The organism is Streptococcus mitis (genome assembly GCF_008763935.1).
Classification (GTDB): domain Bacteria; phylum Bacillota; class Bacilli; order Lactobacillales; family Streptococcaceae; genus Streptococcus; species Streptococcus mitis_DB.
Window position 1 is genome coordinate 46,094 of the sequence record NZ_VTQF01000006.1, and the last position, 16,559, is coordinate 62,652.

17 protein-coding genes are annotated in these 16,559 nt (G+C 33.2%); all 17 read left to right on the forward strand.

The window, feature by feature from the left end; all coding sequences use genetic code 11:
• Positions 1-75 precede the first annotated feature (75 nt).
• Positions 76-1,254: a hypothetical protein gene (locus F9B91_RS08905; protein ID WP_150923042.1), complete on the forward strand. Its 1,179-nt coding sequence runs from the start codon at positions 76-78 to the stop codon at positions 1,252-1,254.
• A gap of 304 nt (positions 1,255-1,558) precedes the next feature.
• Positions 1,559-2,290 carry a capsular polysaccharide biosynthesis protein Cps4B gene (gene cps4B, locus F9B91_RS08910; protein WP_060628350.1) on the forward strand — a complete coding sequence of 244 codons (732 nt, stop codon included), beginning with the start codon at positions 1,559-1,561 and terminating at the stop codon, positions 2,288-2,290.
• Positions 2,291-2,525: 235 nt separating this feature from the next.
• Positions 2,526-3,101, forward strand: coding sequence for a sugar transferase (locus tag F9B91_RS08915; protein ID WP_052691054.1), 576 nt, complete (start codon positions 2,526-2,528; stop codon positions 3,099-3,101).
• Between the two features lie 198 nt (positions 3,102-3,299).
• The gene (locus F9B91_RS08920; RefSeq protein WP_225306585.1) at positions 3,300-3,848 is read left to right on the forward strand and encodes a YveK family protein; all 549 of its coding nucleotides are present in this window, start codon (positions 3,300-3,302) and stop codon (positions 3,846-3,848) included.
• A 1-nt stretch (position 3,849) separates the two neighbouring features.
• The gene (locus tag F9B91_RS08925) at positions 3,850-4,503 is read left to right on the forward strand and encodes a CpsD/CapB family tyrosine-protein kinase (protein WP_045611653.1); all 654 of its coding nucleotides are present in this window, start codon (positions 3,850-3,852) and stop codon (positions 4,501-4,503) included.
• 30 nt (positions 4,504-4,533) lie between these two features.
• Positions 4,534-5,634 carry an EpsG family protein gene (locus F9B91_RS08930; protein ID WP_045611651.1) on the forward strand — a complete coding sequence of 367 codons (1,101 nt, stop codon included), beginning with the start codon at positions 4,534-4,536 and terminating at the stop codon, positions 5,632-5,634.
• A gap of 16 nt (positions 5,635-5,650) precedes the next feature.
• A complete protein-coding gene (locus F9B91_RS08935; RefSeq protein ID WP_150923046.1) occupies positions 5,651-6,484 on the forward strand; it encodes a glycosyltransferase in 834 nt (277 codons plus the stop codon).
• Entirely contained in the window at positions 6,481-6,879 is a 399-nt protein-coding gene (gene tagD / locus F9B91_RS08940; RefSeq protein WP_150923048.1) for a glycerol-3-phosphate cytidylyltransferase, read from the forward strand. Before F9B91_RS08935 ends, tagD begins: the two co-directional genes overlap by 4 nt.
• A 1-nt stretch (position 6,880) precedes the next feature.
• The gene (locus tag F9B91_RS08945; protein WP_150923050.1) at positions 6,881-7,960 is read left to right on the forward strand and encodes a glycosyltransferase; all 1,080 of its coding nucleotides are present in this window, start codon (positions 6,881-6,883) and stop codon (positions 7,958-7,960) included.
• Entirely contained in the window at positions 7,957-9,066 is a 1,110-nt protein-coding gene (locus tag F9B91_RS08950; protein WP_125455027.1) for a CDP-glycerol glycerophosphotransferase family protein, read from the forward strand. Before F9B91_RS08945 ends, F9B91_RS08950 begins: the two co-directional genes overlap by 4 nt.
• 14 nt (positions 9,067-9,080) lie before the next feature.
• Complete coding sequence (locus F9B91_RS08955) at positions 9,081-10,046, forward strand: glycosyltransferase family 2 protein (protein ID WP_150923052.1); 966 nt, start codon at positions 9,081-9,083, stop codon at positions 10,044-10,046.
• Positions 10,047-10,085: 39 nt separating this feature from the next.
• Positions 10,086-11,096, forward strand: coding sequence for a glycosyltransferase family 2 protein (locus F9B91_RS08960; protein ID WP_150923053.1), 1,011 nt, complete (start codon positions 10,086-10,088; stop codon positions 11,094-11,096).
• Entirely contained in the window at positions 11,089-12,048 is a 960-nt protein-coding gene (locus F9B91_RS08965; RefSeq protein WP_150923054.1) for a glycosyltransferase family 2 protein, read from the forward strand. The genes F9B91_RS08960 and F9B91_RS08965 overlap by 8 nt, the downstream gene beginning before the upstream one ends.
• Positions 12,049-12,061: 13 nt before the next feature.
• Complete coding sequence (locus tag F9B91_RS08970; RefSeq protein ID WP_084926359.1) at positions 12,062-13,036, forward strand: glycosyltransferase family 2 protein; 975 nt, start codon at positions 12,062-12,064, stop codon at positions 13,034-13,036.
• Position 13,037: 1 nt separating this feature from the next.
• On the forward strand, positions 13,038-14,033 hold the full coding sequence (locus tag F9B91_RS08975; protein WP_150923056.1) for a sugar transferase: 996 nt from the start codon (positions 13,038-13,040) through the stop codon (positions 14,031-14,033).
• Between the two features lie 5 nt (positions 14,034-14,038).
• Positions 14,039-14,998 (forward strand): capsular polysaccharide synthesis protein, encoded by a 960-nt coding sequence (locus F9B91_RS08980; RefSeq protein ID WP_150923058.1) that lies wholly within the window; start codon positions 14,039-14,041, stop codon positions 14,996-14,998.
• Positions 14,999-16,549, forward strand: coding sequence for a lipopolysaccharide biosynthesis protein (locus F9B91_RS08985; RefSeq protein WP_150923060.1), 1,551 nt, complete (start codon positions 14,999-15,001; stop codon positions 16,547-16,549). It begins immediately after the preceding gene.
• The last annotated feature ends 10 nt before the right edge of the window (positions 16,550-16,559 follow it).

Consider the following 16,559-nt stretch of genomic DNA (forward strand, 5'->3'; position numbering starts at 1 on the left):
CTGTGTTTTGAGCAACCTGTGGCTAGCTTCCTAGTTTGCTCTTTGATTTTCATTGAGTATTAGAAAGGAGACCTCATGACACTTCCAGTTAGAAAATCCCTGCATGATGCGGTTTTACAGGCTTCAAAAGCTGATACTTGGGAACAAGCTACCAAGGAATGGAATGAAGTTTCCTTGATTTTTAACGGTATCGGCCGTAGCAATTGTGTCTGTGGAAATGCTATCAAATACGCTTATGAACTCTTTAACGGTGTCACAGGCCAACGCCTCTTTCCGATTGGTAGCGACTGCGTTCGTCATTTTCATCGATTGTCCCTTGACCAGCAACTGGAAGAGGAAGAAAAACTACTCAGAAAAGTTGAAAATCTGACCAGAAAAGCTAAGAAAAAGGAAAAAATCAAGGTCAATAAAAGTGACTTTGACGAGCGACTTCTAAAATGGCTCTGGGAAAAAGGTGTTTTTAAACCCAATCGTGGCAATCAGTTCTCACCTGAGAAAGATTACCAGCTCTTCCTAGAAGTCTTTCAAGGAGGAAGTTGGACCAAGGCAGAACCCAAGACGAAAGCACGGATGGAAGAAGTCCTTGAAAAGTGCATCAAACCCTTTTTACTTGGCAAATCAGATGACCAACTCTACCTTGTCAAGCTAGGTAAGGAAAAAATTGACTACGAACAGGAACTCCGTATCCAGGCAGAGAAGGAGCGTAAGAAGAGGGATAAAATCGCCAAGCAATATGCAGACAATCTGGTCCTAGCCATGGGGCCGGCAGAGCGTGCCTACCAAGATTATTTTGGCTTTACAGAAACCCTAACTCAAGAAGAACGCAAGTGGGAGAAAATACTTTTTGGTAAAAATAGAACAGAACGGGCCATCAAGGCCAAACAATACCAAAAAGAGCTGGAAAAAGACCAACGAATTGCGAGTCAGGATCCAATTGAAAGAAAGCAGAAGCAGACTTGGCTTCTTAACTCCTATTTTCGAGAGCTTCCTGAAGAAAAAGCTCGATTTGCTCGGCTCTTATTAGAATATCGAAAAAGTGGTGAAGTACCCTTTTCAACCCAATACCTGTCAGATCATCTCATCGACTTTTTCTATAAAATGAAAGCTTTTGAGTTTGAAATCACACCAGAACAAGTCCGCGATTTTCTAAAAGAAAGCCTTCAGGTAGATCATCTCTCCTCAGCACAAGAAAGCTGGATAGAAGGAATTCTCCTCAACTGCCTCAAACCATTTTTAGAACGATTATTGATATAAGTAATACCTACCGTGGAAATTCCATGGTAGGTGTTAGTTTTAATAGTCAGTGTCATTATTATTCTCAACAGATTTATTCGAAAACAAAACACGCTTATTTATATATGCTTTATTATACTGGATAACTTTTAAAATATTATGAGAGACTTAATTATAACTAGCTTATTTTAATGTTTCGTAGTATAATAACATCAGGAAAACAAACTGTATAAACCAATATTTATAGGTTATCCAAAAAGCTTATATATATGTGTTGAATTATTTATTACAGCGCCTAAAACTCTATTATATAAGGAAATATTACATGATTGATATCCACTCTCACATTGTTTTTGGTGTAGATGATGGACCAAGTACAATTGAAGAAAGCCTAGCTCTTCTGAAAGAAGCTTTTTCACAGGGAGTTCGTACAATTGTATCCACTTCACATCGTCGTAAAAATATGTTTGAAACTCCAGAAGATACAATTATGACCAACTTTAAAGAGGTTCAAGCACTTGCTAAGAAAGAACTGCCTGACTTAACCCTTTTATATGGAGCTGAAATATACTTCACCCAAGATGCTCTTGACAAATTGGAAAGCAAGCAGATTCCTACTCTGAACGATACACAATATGCTTTGATTGAATTCAGCCCGACCACCCCCTATTGGGAAATCCGCAATGCAGTAAATAAAGTTTTATTGTTAGGTATTAGACCTGTCATTGCCCATATTGAACGCTATGCTGAACTAGAAAAAAATGAAAAAAGAGTTAAAGAGCTGATAGATATGGGATGTTATACTCAAATAAATAGCTCGAGTGTTCTTAAGCCTAAAATGTTTGGGGATAAGTATCGCTTACTCAAAAAAAGAGCTCAGTATTTTCTATCCTATAATCTAGTTCACTGTGTGGCTAGCGATATGCATAATCTAAGCTCAAGACCACCATATATGAAGCAAGCATTTGACGCAATTAGTCATCAGTATGGAAAGGAAAGAGCAGAAGAATTATTTTTAGTAAATCCTCAGTTGATTATATCGAACAAAAATATTTAGCAACATTTAATTTAGGTATATTTCCTGTATTTTAATCACGTAAGCTTGAAAATCTTATTTTTTTATGTTATATTGAACTGTATGATTTAATTCTTGGTAAATATACATATTTTTATTAGTTCTAGCTTTTTATACTCAGGACTATATATATATATATATATATATGCATCAACGTAGTGAGTGGCGCACGCATATATATGTGTGCGCCTTAGTTTTTTCTAGGAGAATGATGCTTATGTATAGGAGAATTAAGAGAATTATAGGTCTTCTAATTTCTATACCCTCATTACTATTAATTATCCCGATTTGTTTAATAGCATGTATCTTTATTGTAATCGAATCAAGTGGTAATCCTATTTATATACAAGAACGAATTGGTTTAAATGGACAAAGTTTTTCAATTTATAAACTCCGATCCATGTATCAAGATGCTGAAAAGAATGGTCATAAATGGGCGAGCAAAAATGATACACGCATTACAAAAGTTGGACGTTTTATTCGTAAAACACGAATTGATGAATTACCACAAATCATTAATGTAATTAAAGGTGAGATGTCCATTATTGGACCACGACCAGAACGACCAGAGTTTATCAATGAATTTTTGAAAGATATCCCTAATTTTAATGAACGTTTAGCTGTCCGCCCAGGAATCACAGGATGGGCTCAAGTAAATGGTGGTTATGAATTAACTCCTAAAGATAAATTAGTCTACGATCTATTCTATATCAATCACGAAAGTATCAAGTTAGATTTTCTTATACTATTAAAAACAATTAAAGTGATGGTTACCGGGAACGGATCTAGGTAGTTCTAAGAAAGAAAAAATAAATAAAAGGAAACAAACAATAATATGACTATTTTTAATAAAAATATTAATAGAGTTTTTTCTTTGATAAAAAGCAAACTACTATTTTTACTTCTATTTACTATAGTAGGGACGACAGCAGTTGGTCTATATACTGTTTTTATCATTTCTCCTATATACAGTGTATCCTCTAAGCTCATAATGAAGAACACTTCAAGTCAAACAAATGGGCAAAATAATGATGCGCAAACGATTGAAGCTATAAACCTCTTTCAAAGACAAGCTAAGACTTATTTAGAGATAGCAGATCTTCCCCCTGTAAAAGATGAGACCAATAAAGCATTAAGCTTATCACCAGATGAAATTTCAAAAATCAAGTCTGTTAAATTAACGAATGACTCAGGATCTCAGTTGGTAACAGTAACAGTACGAGCGCTAGATCGAAACTTAGCAGAACGTTATATTAAAGAGTATGTGTCTCAGTACAAGAAATTTACAGCAGATAGATTAGGGCGCGACAACTTGTCAGTTGTTACAGAAGCACTGGGAAGTGATTCTCCAGTTTATCCCGTTCTATGGAAGAATCTTCTTGTATCTATTCTAGTATTTTCTTTTGTAGGATTTAATGTTATTTTCATCAAATATGTACTGAGTGATTCGATTGATTCTTACGAAGACTTGGAAGAGTTAGTGGGAACACCTGTTCTCGGGATGATTCCGACTATAGAGAGAAAGAGAAGAGGTGAGTGACATGCATATCGAAGTTATTCATAACAGTAAATCCATCGTAGCTGAGTCCTTTAGAACTTTAAGGAGTAATCTTCAGTTCTCAGAATTTGGAAAAAATATTAAAATCATTGTCGTTACAAGTGCCAACCCCAATGAAGGCAAGAGTGAAGTCAGTATCAATCTTGCCGCTTCTTTGGCCCAACAGGGGAAAAGAGTGATTATCATAGACGCGGATATGCGTAAACCAACTCAACATAAATTAACCGAGCTAAATAACACTGAAGGACTCAGTACCTTTCTATTAAAGAAGTCAGGAGTAGATTCTATTAATCATTTGACGATAAATGATGTGAATTTAGATGTACTGACTTCAGGACCTGTTCCGCCTAATCCTTCTGAGATGTTAGCTAGTTCTTCTATGGATGAAACACTTAAAGCATTTGAGGATTTTTATGACTATGTTATTATCGATACACCTCCCTTGCTAGCAGCAACTGATGCCCAAGTTTTAGCCAGTATTTCGGATGCTACCCTTCTGGTAGTAGATATCAAAAAATCAAAACGACGACAAATAATAGAAGCAAAAAGAAGATTAGACCATGTTGGAGCTAGACTACTTGGTGTGATAATGAATAAAATTGATTCACATAAAGATACCTATTATTACTATTATTAAACTAACTATTTGAAAGGCAGGAGAGAAAAAATGACAATCTATCTTTTAATGTTCGTCTATATCTCTTTCCTTGCCTTTTTCTCATTAAAATATGAGGATAAAGTAAAAGAGTTAGGTTTCCTTGTTCTTCCGACTTTTTTCTTTTTTTTAATCATTGCGGGTTTTCGTACTTCTAGCGTCGGAGGAGACTTAGGAACTTATATCCATATTTTTGAATCGAATCATTTACAACTTCCGGATTTATCAAATCTATTTCGTTCTCGATTTGAACTTGGTTATTTAGTAAGTAATATTTTCCTAAGAAACTTTAGTGAGCACTATCCATTTTTATTATTTTCCTATGCCTTTATAACTTTAATTGCCTGGTTTCTTGTGCTTTATAAGCATTCTAAAAATGTTTACATGAGTTTACTGATTTACTTCAGCTCGTTAGGACTCTTTTTTTATTCTTTATCAAATATCAGGCAAGGTCTAGCGATCGCTTTAAGTTTTTTAGGGTTTCACTACGTAGTAAAAAACAAGAAGATTTTAGCATGGGTATTTATCTTACTAACTCCCTTATTTCATACATCTGGTATCGTCTGCCTCTTGTTTTTCCCCCTTAAAAAAATCGTTTTAAATAAAAGAATATACCAATTTGTGTTCCTTGCATTTCTAATCATCTTACCTTTTATCAAACAAATTGCCACTATCTTTATTTCTTTCTTCCCTCAGTATACTTCCTATCTGGAATCATCATGGTTTTTGGAAAGCAATAAATGGGCACCTGTATTTTTAACAATTTGGTATGGTATCGTTCTGGTCTTTGGAGAAGTAGTGATTAGAAAACAGAAGTTATCGACTGAAGAAGAATTTATAAGAACTTTGTTCTTTATCTCCTTTTTATTTACCGCGTCAACATTGCAAACAAGTCTTTTTGGCAGATTCGCACACTATTTTACCCCCTTTATTTGCCTATATATCCCCATGATTTTATCTAAAATAGGTGAAAAAAAAATTCAGTGGATTTTATTTTATTTGGTAATATTGGTTTATGCTGCAATCTTTCTAGTCATTGTTTATTTTAAAGCTGACTGGTACCATGTCGTTCCCTACCGTTCAGTTATTGTAGATTGGTTATTTGGAAATTAGGTTTAGGAGTTATAAAATGAAATTTTCAGTTCTAACGACAGTCTATAAAAAAGAGACTCCTACAAATTTAAGGAAAAGTTTACTAAGTTCTTATCAGCAGACCCTTAAACCGACAGAAATCATTTTAGTTTGTGATGGCGAATTGACTGAAGAGTTAGAAATAGAAATCCAAAAGTTGCAGAGAGAAATTCCGATTTTAAAGGTTTTTCATTTACCTGAAAACTTAGGCTCAGGACCAGCCTCTCTCTTTGGAGTTAATCAATGCCAAACAGAATTCATTGCAAGAATGGACAGTGATGATTATTCTCTAGAAACAAGGTTTGAGAAGCAATTAGCAGCCTTTGAAAAAAATCCCGACCTCATCATGGTTGGTTCCAATATCCTAGAGAAAAATACAGAGTTTACCGCCTTAAAGAAAGTACCAGAAACTACAGCCGAAATTCGTCAATATTCGAAAATGAGAAATCCCTTTAATAATCCATCGAGTATGATGAAAAAAAAATATATCTTGAAGGCTGGTAATTATCGTAAGTTCCGCTATCTAGAGGATTATGACCTCACAATGAGATTGTTACACGATAATCCAACCAAGGATTTTTTGAATATCCAAGAACCTTTAGTTGTTATGCAAACAAATGATTCTAGCTACCTACGTAGAGGTGGTTTCTTGTATGTAAAGACGGACTTTATGCTCCAATTAGATTTTTATCGTAGAAGAGACATTAGTCTAGCAGAATTTCTTAGAAATATTTTCCTGCGTAACGCGGTTCGAATTCTTCCGAATTCAGTTAGGAAATGGGTCTATAAGAAAAAAATGAGAGAAGATGTAGAGGTGGTTAGGAAGATATGAAGAGAGTCATTACATACGGAACATTTGATTTATTGCATTACGGTCATATTAATCTTTTAAAAAGAGCAAAAGCGTTGGGAGATTATCTCATTGTCGGGCTTTCTACCAATGAATTTAATAGGCTAGAAAAAAATAAAGAATGTTATTTTGATTACGAAGAAAGAAAATCTCTATTAGAGGCTATCAGATATGTGGATCTCGTCATACCAGAAGAAAATTGGGATCAAAAAATCTCAGACATAGAAAAGTATCATGCTGATGTGTTTGTCATTGGAGATGATTGGCAGGGAAAATTTGATTATTTAAGTGATTTGGGAATAGAGGTTGTTTACCTATCACGAACAAAAGAAATTTCAACAACTAAGATAAAGAATGATTTGAATCAAGGGAACTAGGATGAAATATCAGGTCATACATGTAACAGGTGGTGTAAGGAATACCATGAGTGGGGTACAAAGTTTTATCAAAAACCATATCCCAACTGATGATCAAGAGTTTGAATATATGGTCGGAGAGTCAAATGGAGACGCTCATTTCCCATTTAATCAATACCTAGATGAAAAAAAAATCAAACGCATTGTTTTTCCAGCCCTAAAGATTTCTAAACTATTTGCCTATGCAAGAGAGTGCCGACAATTTTATAAAAGTAATAAAATTGACATTCTACATGTTCATAATCCTATAACCGCTTTTATCCATAATTACTATGCTCGAAAAAATGGTGTTCCAGTTAGGATTTACCACAACCATAGTAGCCAATTTTCAGACACTTGGTTAAAAAGTATTCGCAATCGATTTTTGGTATTTTTAGCTTTGAAAAATGCGACCCATCGTATCTCTTGTGGCCAATTAGCTGGAGTTAAGATATTTGGAAAGAAATCATTTCAAATCCTTCCAAATGCAATTGACATCAACAAGTATCGGTTTTCTCCAACTTTCCGAGAAGAAATTCGCAAAGAGTTTCATATAGCTGAACATCAAAAAGTAGTTGGGATGATTGGTATTTTAAATCCTTTCAAAAATCAGAGTTTTTTGATTGAAGTTGCCAAAGAATTACCTGACGTTACCTTTTTCTTTGTTGGTGAAGGGCCAGATCGTGCTATTTTAGAAGAAAATAGTAAGGATTTGAAGAATGTTATCTTCTCAGGAAAAAGAGAAGATGTTCATAAATTTTATTCAGCCTTTGATATTTTTGCCTTTCCTTCTTTGTATGAAGGTTTCCCAATCGTGCTGGTAGAGGCTCAGTGTTCTGGAGTCGATATTCTCATGAATGAAACGATTGATCCAACAACTCAGATCGTTAGTGAACTTTGCACAGCCATGCCTCTAGATAAGGCTAAATGGGTAAACTACATAAAAAAGGCGCCTATCAAGAAGAAACAACGACAGCTAAATGAACACCTAAAGCAGTTTGATATTGAAGAAAATGTTCAAAATTTAAAAGAAATTTATAAGCAAGGTTTAAAAAGAGAATGATCAACTATTTAAAACCCTTACTGTTCAAAGTAAGTGATTTTACTTATAAAATAAATAAAATGATTCCCAAGAAAAGGAACAGAATTGTTCTCTATTCTAATTGGGGGTTCAGAGATAATCTTAGAACACTTTATCACTATTTAGTGGATAATGACTATCAGGAAACATATGAGATCGTTTGTGCTTCAAATGATTTTTATCATTTAGAAAAAGAGAATGATATAAAGTATGTTTCAATTTATCGAGGTTTCTTTTATTTTTTAACATCTAAATATTTTTTCTATTCTTTTGGCAAGTATCCTGTAAAGCCTGCTTCAAAGCAGATGGTTGTCAACTTGTGGCATGGAATGCCCTTGAAAAAAATTGGCAATCTTGAAGTTGGCATGGAAAAGATTGACTATAATTTCTTTACAAAATTAGTCTCTTCTTCAGATTTATTTACTCCAATTATGAAAGCAGCCTTTAATGCTAAAGACGAGCAGATGCTTCTTGTTGGTAATATTCGAAATGATGAACTCTTTAAAGAGAAAGAAGAGAAGAAAATTATCTGGATGCCAACCTACCGTAATTCTAAAAACTATCATGATAGCCAAGCAGCATTGATTTTTTCATTAGAAGAAGAGGATTTTAAAAACATTGAAGAACTACTCTCAAACTATGGCTATCAACTTTATATTAAACTCCATCCTCTTGAGGAATCTCAGTTGAAATTTGAAATGAATGCTTCGACGATTCATCTATTGACAGAAGATATCATTAGTGAGCAGTATGGGACTTTATATACCTTTTTGGGCACAACCAGTGCATTGATTACAGATTATTCTTCAGTATTTTTAGATTATTATTTATTAAATAGGCCAGTTGCATTTACGATTAATGATTATGAGGAATACAAGGAAAAAAGAGGCTTTGTGTTTGAAGATGTGAAGAGTTTAATGGTGGGAAGTGTCATTCGTGATTCGCATGACTTATTAGACTTTCTAGAGAATGTCATGAAATCTGAAGATCCTTATATTGACGAACGAAAAAAAGTCAATAACAAGGTAAATGCCATTCAAAAAGATTTTACAAAGACACTTTTGGATGAAATTGGATTAAGGAAATAAGGTTAGGATAAAGAATGATTAGTGTAATCGTACCTGTTTATAATGTAGAAACTTATCTGGAAGAATGTTTAGACAGCATTCAAAACCAAACCTACACAGACTTTGAAGTCCTTTTAGTCAATGATGGTTCAACAGATGGATCAAAAGCTATTTGTGAACGTTATTGTAAAGAGAATCGTCGCTTTCACTTGTTGAATCAAGAAAATCAAGGATTGAGCGCTGCACGAAATACTGGTGTAGCAGCTTCAAGAGGAGAGTTTATTGTATTTGTGGATAGTGATGACATGATTCTAGCGAACTATTTAGAAACCTTAATACACTATATGCGTGAAGACGTAGATATTGTGGAAAGTCAGTTTACCGTATCTAACGAGGAATTTCTTGCTAAAAGTTTTAAAGAACCAAGTATTCTATTCGAAGGGAACTCTCAAGAAGCAGTAAAAATTTTCCCTAAACATGTTTTAAATGTTAATGCAGTTACAAAACTTTATAGAAGATCAATTGTTGAAGCTGTTCCTTATATAGATGGGGTGATTTTTGAAGATGTTTATTGTGGAATTGGAATGTTAAAATATATTCGAAAAATCATTAAGATTGATTATAAAGGTTATTATTATCGACAACATCAAGCTAGTATCATGCATCGAACCTTTACTCCTAAAAATTTAGATATCTTTACAGTCAGTGACCAATTAATAGACTTGTATTCTGATAGGGAAGAACTTCTTCCTTACATTGGCAGCTTCCTAGTTCATGTAGCAACCATGCATTATCAAGACTATATCCAAAAAGGAAATCCATATGCAGATGTCTATAATCAGAAATTAGCCGACTATGTAACTATCACCAAGAAAAATCCTGAGCTTGCAAAAAGTTCGCGTATGATTCGCCTCTATAATATTTGTCCAAAATATTATAATTCGATCATTTTCCCTGTTTATCATTTTTTGTGGAAACTAAAAAATGGAATTAGAAAGTAAATTCAGATGAATAAAAATGAATGAGAAGGAAGCTGTTTTATGATTAGCTTAATCGTTCCAGTTTATAACGTGGAAGAATATCTGGAAGAATGTCTAGAAAGTATTCGAAAGCAAACCTATCAAGATATAGAAGTCATTTTAATCAATGATGGTTCAACAGATGGTTCCCAAGCTATTTGTGAGTATTTTTGCCAAACAGATAAGCGTTTCCGATTGATCAATCAAAAAAATCAAGGTCAAAGTGTAGCCAGAAATCATGGCGTAAAAGAATCCCTTGGTGAATATATCATGTTTGTCGATAGTGATGATGTCATTAAAGCAAATATACTAGACGTATTACTATCCTATATGAAGGCGGATGTGGATTTAGTAGAATGTAATCTTGTTCGCAATCAAGAAGAATTGCATAAAAATAAACCGATTCGAGTTATTTTCGAAGGTAATTCAACGGCAGCCATTATTAAATGTATAGCACTTAAAGAAGTGAATTATTCTCCATGTGCAAAATTATATAGAAGAGAAATTATTGAAAAAGTTCCATTTTTAGAAGGTGTTATTTACGAGGATGTTTATACAGGAATTAATTTTTTAAAAAATATTCGAAAAATGGTAGTTGTTGATTTAACTGGGTATTATTACCGATTTAGTCCGAATAGTACTATGACAACTTCTTTTAATGAGAAAAATTTAGATATTTTTAAAGTTGGAAATCAATTAATAGCATCATTCCAAGATGATGCATATTTATTACCGTACATTGGATACTTTATGTTTTATCTAGGGGTTAGTCATTATTACAGAGATGGCATTACGAAGAAGAGTCCTTGTGTTAGTTTGTATGAGAATTTTATAAAGGAGTCTGCTTTTATTGCGAAGCAATCTCAAGAAGTTGTTCGAAAATACCGTTTACTAAGAATGTATTTCATAGCGCCAAAATATTTTTTAACGATTACTCATCCAGTGTATCAGTTTCTGTATAAAGGATGGAGTAAATTTAGAAAGTTGATTCACAAAAGACAAATGAAGGAGCTTATGAACAAAAATGATTAGTATAATCGTTCCAGTTTATAACGTGGAAGAATATCTGGAAGAATGTCTAGAGAGTATTCGAAAGCAAAGCTATCAAGATATAGAAGTCATCTTAGTCAATGATGGTTCTATCGATGGCTCCCAAGCTATTTGTGAGCAATTTTGCCAATCAGATAAGCGTTTCCGATTGATCAATCAAAAAAATCAAGGTCAAAGTGTAGCCAGAAATCGTGGCGTGAAAGAATCCCTTGGCGAATACATCATGTTTGTCGATAGTGATGATGTTGTAAGTCTTGGTCTATTAGAACAACTAATGAAGTATAAGTCAGATGGAATTGATATTGTAGAATGTAATAGAACCGAGGATATTCAATGTTTAAATGAAGAAAAAAAAGATATTCATGTTAAAGAATTTGATTCAAATGAAGCATTATACCAATGTTTTAATCATGGCGTAAGTTGGAGCCCTGTCGCAAAACTCTATCGCCGTAAAATAGTGGAGAAAGTTCCATTTTTAGAAAATTTAATTTATGAAGATTTTTATACTGGAATCGTCTCTTTAAAATATATTCATAAAATGAGAAAAATTAACTATATTGGTTATTATTATCGATATCATACTTCTAGTACGATGAATCAGAAATATTCAGAAAAGAATCTTGATATTTTTAAAGTTGGCGAAAAATTATTAGAGGAATTTAGAGAAGATAATTGGTTACCTTATGTAGGGAATATGTTATTTTTAGTCGGTATTGGACATTTTAAAAAGTATAACATAAGAGTTGGACATCCATATTATCAGTTATATGTTGATGCAATTGATAACTATTTTGAAATAGCTAAGAAATCATCAGATATTTTCAATTCTAGTAAACTATTAAGATGGTATAGTTATTCATCAAAATATTTTTTTAGTTTATATTATCCTCTGTATTTAAGATATTTAGACATTCGAAAAAAATGGAAAATTTAATAGGAGCCTATTTATGATTAGTGTCATTGTACCTGTTTATAATGTTGAAGAGTATCTGGAAGAATGTTTAAATAGTATTCAACATCAAACTTATACCGATATAGAAGTGATCCTAGTCAATGATGGTTCAAGAGATGGCTCAAAAGAAATTTGTGAGCGCTATTGTCAACAAGATTCTCGTTTTCACTTAATCAATCAAGAAAATAAAGGATTAAGTGGCGCTCGTAATCGTGGTATGACTGAATCTAAAGGCGAATTGATCACTTTTGTAGACAGTGATGATGTTCTTAAAGAAGATATGTTGGAACAATTGATAAAACAGGTTACCTCAGATGATATTGATATTGTAGAGTGTTGGTATACGAATGATCAAGAAGAATTAGCAATCCCTTCACCAGAAAATGTAAAAATTATTTTTCAAGGAAATGCCCAAGAAGCTTTAGTCTCTTTATGTAAAGATAATATTGTCCGTTTGAATGCAGTTGCTAAACTTTTTCGAAGACAAGTGATTGTCAATTTTCCATTTTTAGAAGGTTTATTTTATGAAGATGTGTATGGCGGAATGGGAATCTTAAAACAGATACATAAAATGGTAAAAATTGATTATATAGGATACTATTATCGCGTGCGTTCTGGTAGTATTATGAATCGCGAATTTAGTTTGAAAAATTTGGATTTGTTTACGATTTGTGATAAAGTGGAGCAACTATATGAAGGAAATGCTGACTCACTCCCATACGTACAACGTCGCTTATTCCATTTAGTTTTGATGCACCTTGTCGACTATCGTATATTTGAGGGAAATCCCTATCAAGAAAAATATGTCGAGTACCTGAATCGTTACGCTAAAAGTTCAAGTCGCTCATTTTTAATGAGAGCCTATCGATTATTCCCTCAAAAGATTGTCTTCATTTCAAGAGTTGTTGGAGCCATTCAATGGAGATTTGAAAAATATATTGTAAAAAGATTTTGGAGAGGGTTGAAGTAGTATGAATTATTACTTAAAAGAATTTTACGCAGAAGCCAAACATGCAGGATCTAAAGCAAGATTAGATGCTGAAAAAATAATGCTAGAAGCAGGATATCAACCTTTTTCCCTAAATAATGATTCAAATCCCATCACTTTGACAAAAAATGATGTGTTAGTTCTTCAATTTCCGTTATTATGGGATTCCTTAAAAAAACAAATTTTAACGAGATTTTTGAAAAATAGAACATTCAAAGCTTATTTGCTGATTCACGATATCGAGTCCCTGAGAAACAAAAACATCAAGTCGTTTACAGATTTCAAGTACTCTATTATCCATTATTTACAAAATAAAACAGTCCTTGAAAAAGTCGACGGTATTATCGCTCATAACGAAAAGATGAAAAGTGAACTTGTTCGATTGGGAATACCGGAAGAGAAGATTGTTTCCTTAGAGATATTTGATTATTTGATTTCAAATTATGAAGAGAAGAAAACTTATGAGAAAAATACGGTTATAGTTGCTGGAAATTTTGATATTCGAAAAACAAAATATGCAAGACAATTACCTGAAAGTCCTGAATTTTCTATTTATGGGATTAATTTTGAAGAGGAGAATCTTCCTTCAAACGTTCATTATAATGGTGCTTTTTCTCCTGATGAACTTTCTAATCACTTGCATGGCGGTTTTGGCTTAGTCTGGGATGGAGATAGCCCCCATACTTGTAGTGGAATGTATGGAGAATATTTAAAGATGAATAACCCGCATAAAGCCTCTTTATATTTAGCATCAGGTTTTCCGATTATTGTATGGAGCCAATCTGCTTTAGCGGAGTTTGTACGAAAAAACCATTGTGGAATACTTGTTGATTCATTATTTGAAATTGCAGATTGTTTAAACTCGATTGATGAAGAAGATTTTCAAGAGCTGATTAAAAATAGTAAAATAGTAGGAGAGAAACTTCGTAACGGATATTTTCTAAAAACAGCTTTAGAAAAATGTGAAAGGAATTTGTAGAGTTTATGAAACTACAAACCTTACAAAAAAAAATGGCTCGCTATCGTCAAATTTTAAAATATTATGGCCTTAAACTAACATTTATTTACTTTCTTGCACAAAAATCTGACAAGATGTTTTATGATTTTCGTAGAAAGATTCTTTTGGATTTTGTACTAAAATTAAGAAAAGAAGCACAACTAGTTGATTCGAGTAATGAAAAAGAAGAACTGACGGAATTTCCGAAAATGATTTGGACAATGTGGCAACAGGGAGAAGCTCAAATGCCTGAGACAGTCCAGGCTTCAATGAAGACCATAAAAGACTTCGCCAAAAGGAATGACTGTGAATTCTATTTGTTGACGGATGAAAATCTGGTGGATTTCATCAATATTCCAACAGACATCACCGAAAAATACAAGAAAAAAGAATTATCAGCTGCGCATTATTCAGATATTATTCGTTTTAGTCTCTTATACCAATATGGTGGAATTTGGATGGATGCAACCTTATTTGTATCTCCCTATGCAACTTTAGAAATGTTTGAAGGGGACTTTTTTACTCTGAATCATCCACCTATAGGAACAAATCAAATGGAACGAACTGTTGGTGACTTTAAATGGGCAGGTTTCTTTCTGGCAGGAAAAAAAGGCAAGCCTTATTTTAAACATATTCGGGATTTATATCTTTACTATGTTCGTAAATATCCAGTTTTTATTCATTACCTGATGATGGATTATTTTATTTTGTCCGAATATAAGTGCAGTCCTTATTTTGAAAACTTAGTGGATAGATTACCTATTCTAGCACCAGCTGAGCGTGTTTGGTTTTTAAGAGACCATGCTCATGATCTTTTTGATGAAAAGGAATGGGAAGAAGTGTTAAAAACAACACCGATTTTGAAAACGACTTATAAAATCAAGAAAGAAGAAGTCCTTCCAGAAAGTTATCTGGATCAACTTTTACAAGGAAAATTAAAGGAATAGATGAAATACACGAAAAAAAGTAGAACAGAATTTGCCACCTTAAATACGAGTATTGCTCTGGCATTGCAACCTTTTCAAGTACTTCTTGGCTTTATCAATCGAACTATTTTTATCAATTTACTTGGGGTAACCTATCTAGGATTAAACAATTATTTGTCTAGCTTAGTTTCTATCCTGTCTTTGGCAGAATTAGGGGTTGCTGGAGCCATGAGCTATGCACTATATGGACCCTTAGGCAGAGAAGAACATGGAAAAATCAATGCCTTTATGATTCTTTTCAAAAAATTATATAGAATCATTGGCTTTTCTATTTTTATACTGGGCGCTATACTTTCTTTATTTCTTCCTTATATGATAAAGGATTATACTGTAAATAGTGAAGTATATTTGATTTTTTTCCTCTTTGTATTTAACTCAGCTTCCAGCTATTTTTTCTCCTATAAACGAACCTTGCTTTATGTCGATCAGCGTAATTATATGATGACTTTGATTGACTTTGGATTAAATACGCTTCGTGTATGCTTGCAAATCGGAATTTTATTCTTTACCAAAAATTATATCTTTTATCTATTAATCAGTATCATCATGAATTTGATTGGGAATATCATCATGTCGCGTATTGTAGATAGATTGTATGGTTACCTGTTTAAGGATGACATAACCCCCATTAATCAGGAGGAAAAAGGAAAATTTATCCGAAATATCAAAGGAAATGTAGTCGGTAGTATTGGAGAAACAATTGTTTTTCAAACAGATAGTATTCTAATGGCAAGTTTTGTCAGCTTAGCAGCTATTGGTATTTATGGGAATTATACCTATGTTTTAGGATTTCTTTCACTGATTTTAAATACTGTGATCAATTCAGTTGTTTCTTCCGTAGGTAACTTAGTCCATTCGGAATCTACGACAGTAGCAGATATAGTTAAATTCCTAAAAAAATTCCAGTTTATTGCTTTTAGCCTGATTTATTTTGCTAGCTTAGGCTATTTAATGTTCATTCATCCATTTATGACCATCTGGTTAGGGGAAAATTTTTCATTTAATCGTACAGTTGAGATTTTGATTGTCCTTCATTTTTTCCTAACTTTTTATAGAAGACCGATTCTAACGTTGATTTCAGTTTATGGATTAAGTTATGAGCAAAATAAAAAAGTTATCGTCGAGATTTTATTAAATATTTCCCTTTCACTCTACTTTTTAGTGATTTTAGATTTAGGGGTATCTGGAATTTTATTGGGTACGATTTGTTCAACAGTCTTGACCTGTACATGGTATGAACCCTATAGCGCCTTTAAGTATGGATTGAAAGCTTCCTCAAAGGATTTTTTTAAAACATTGTTACAAGATTTCACTGTCGCAGGGATAAGCTTTCTACTTTTGAGTTTGCTGGATAACTACCTCTTAACTCAGCTAGATTTCATTTTCGGTTTGATCATCAAAATCGTCCTTTATTTGATAGTATTGGGTGTCTACGTTTTCCTATTTAGAAATCATGAAGGCGGTAGACAAATCATCCTGATGATTCAAAAAGTATTAAAGTTAAAAAAATAAGGAGAAATCA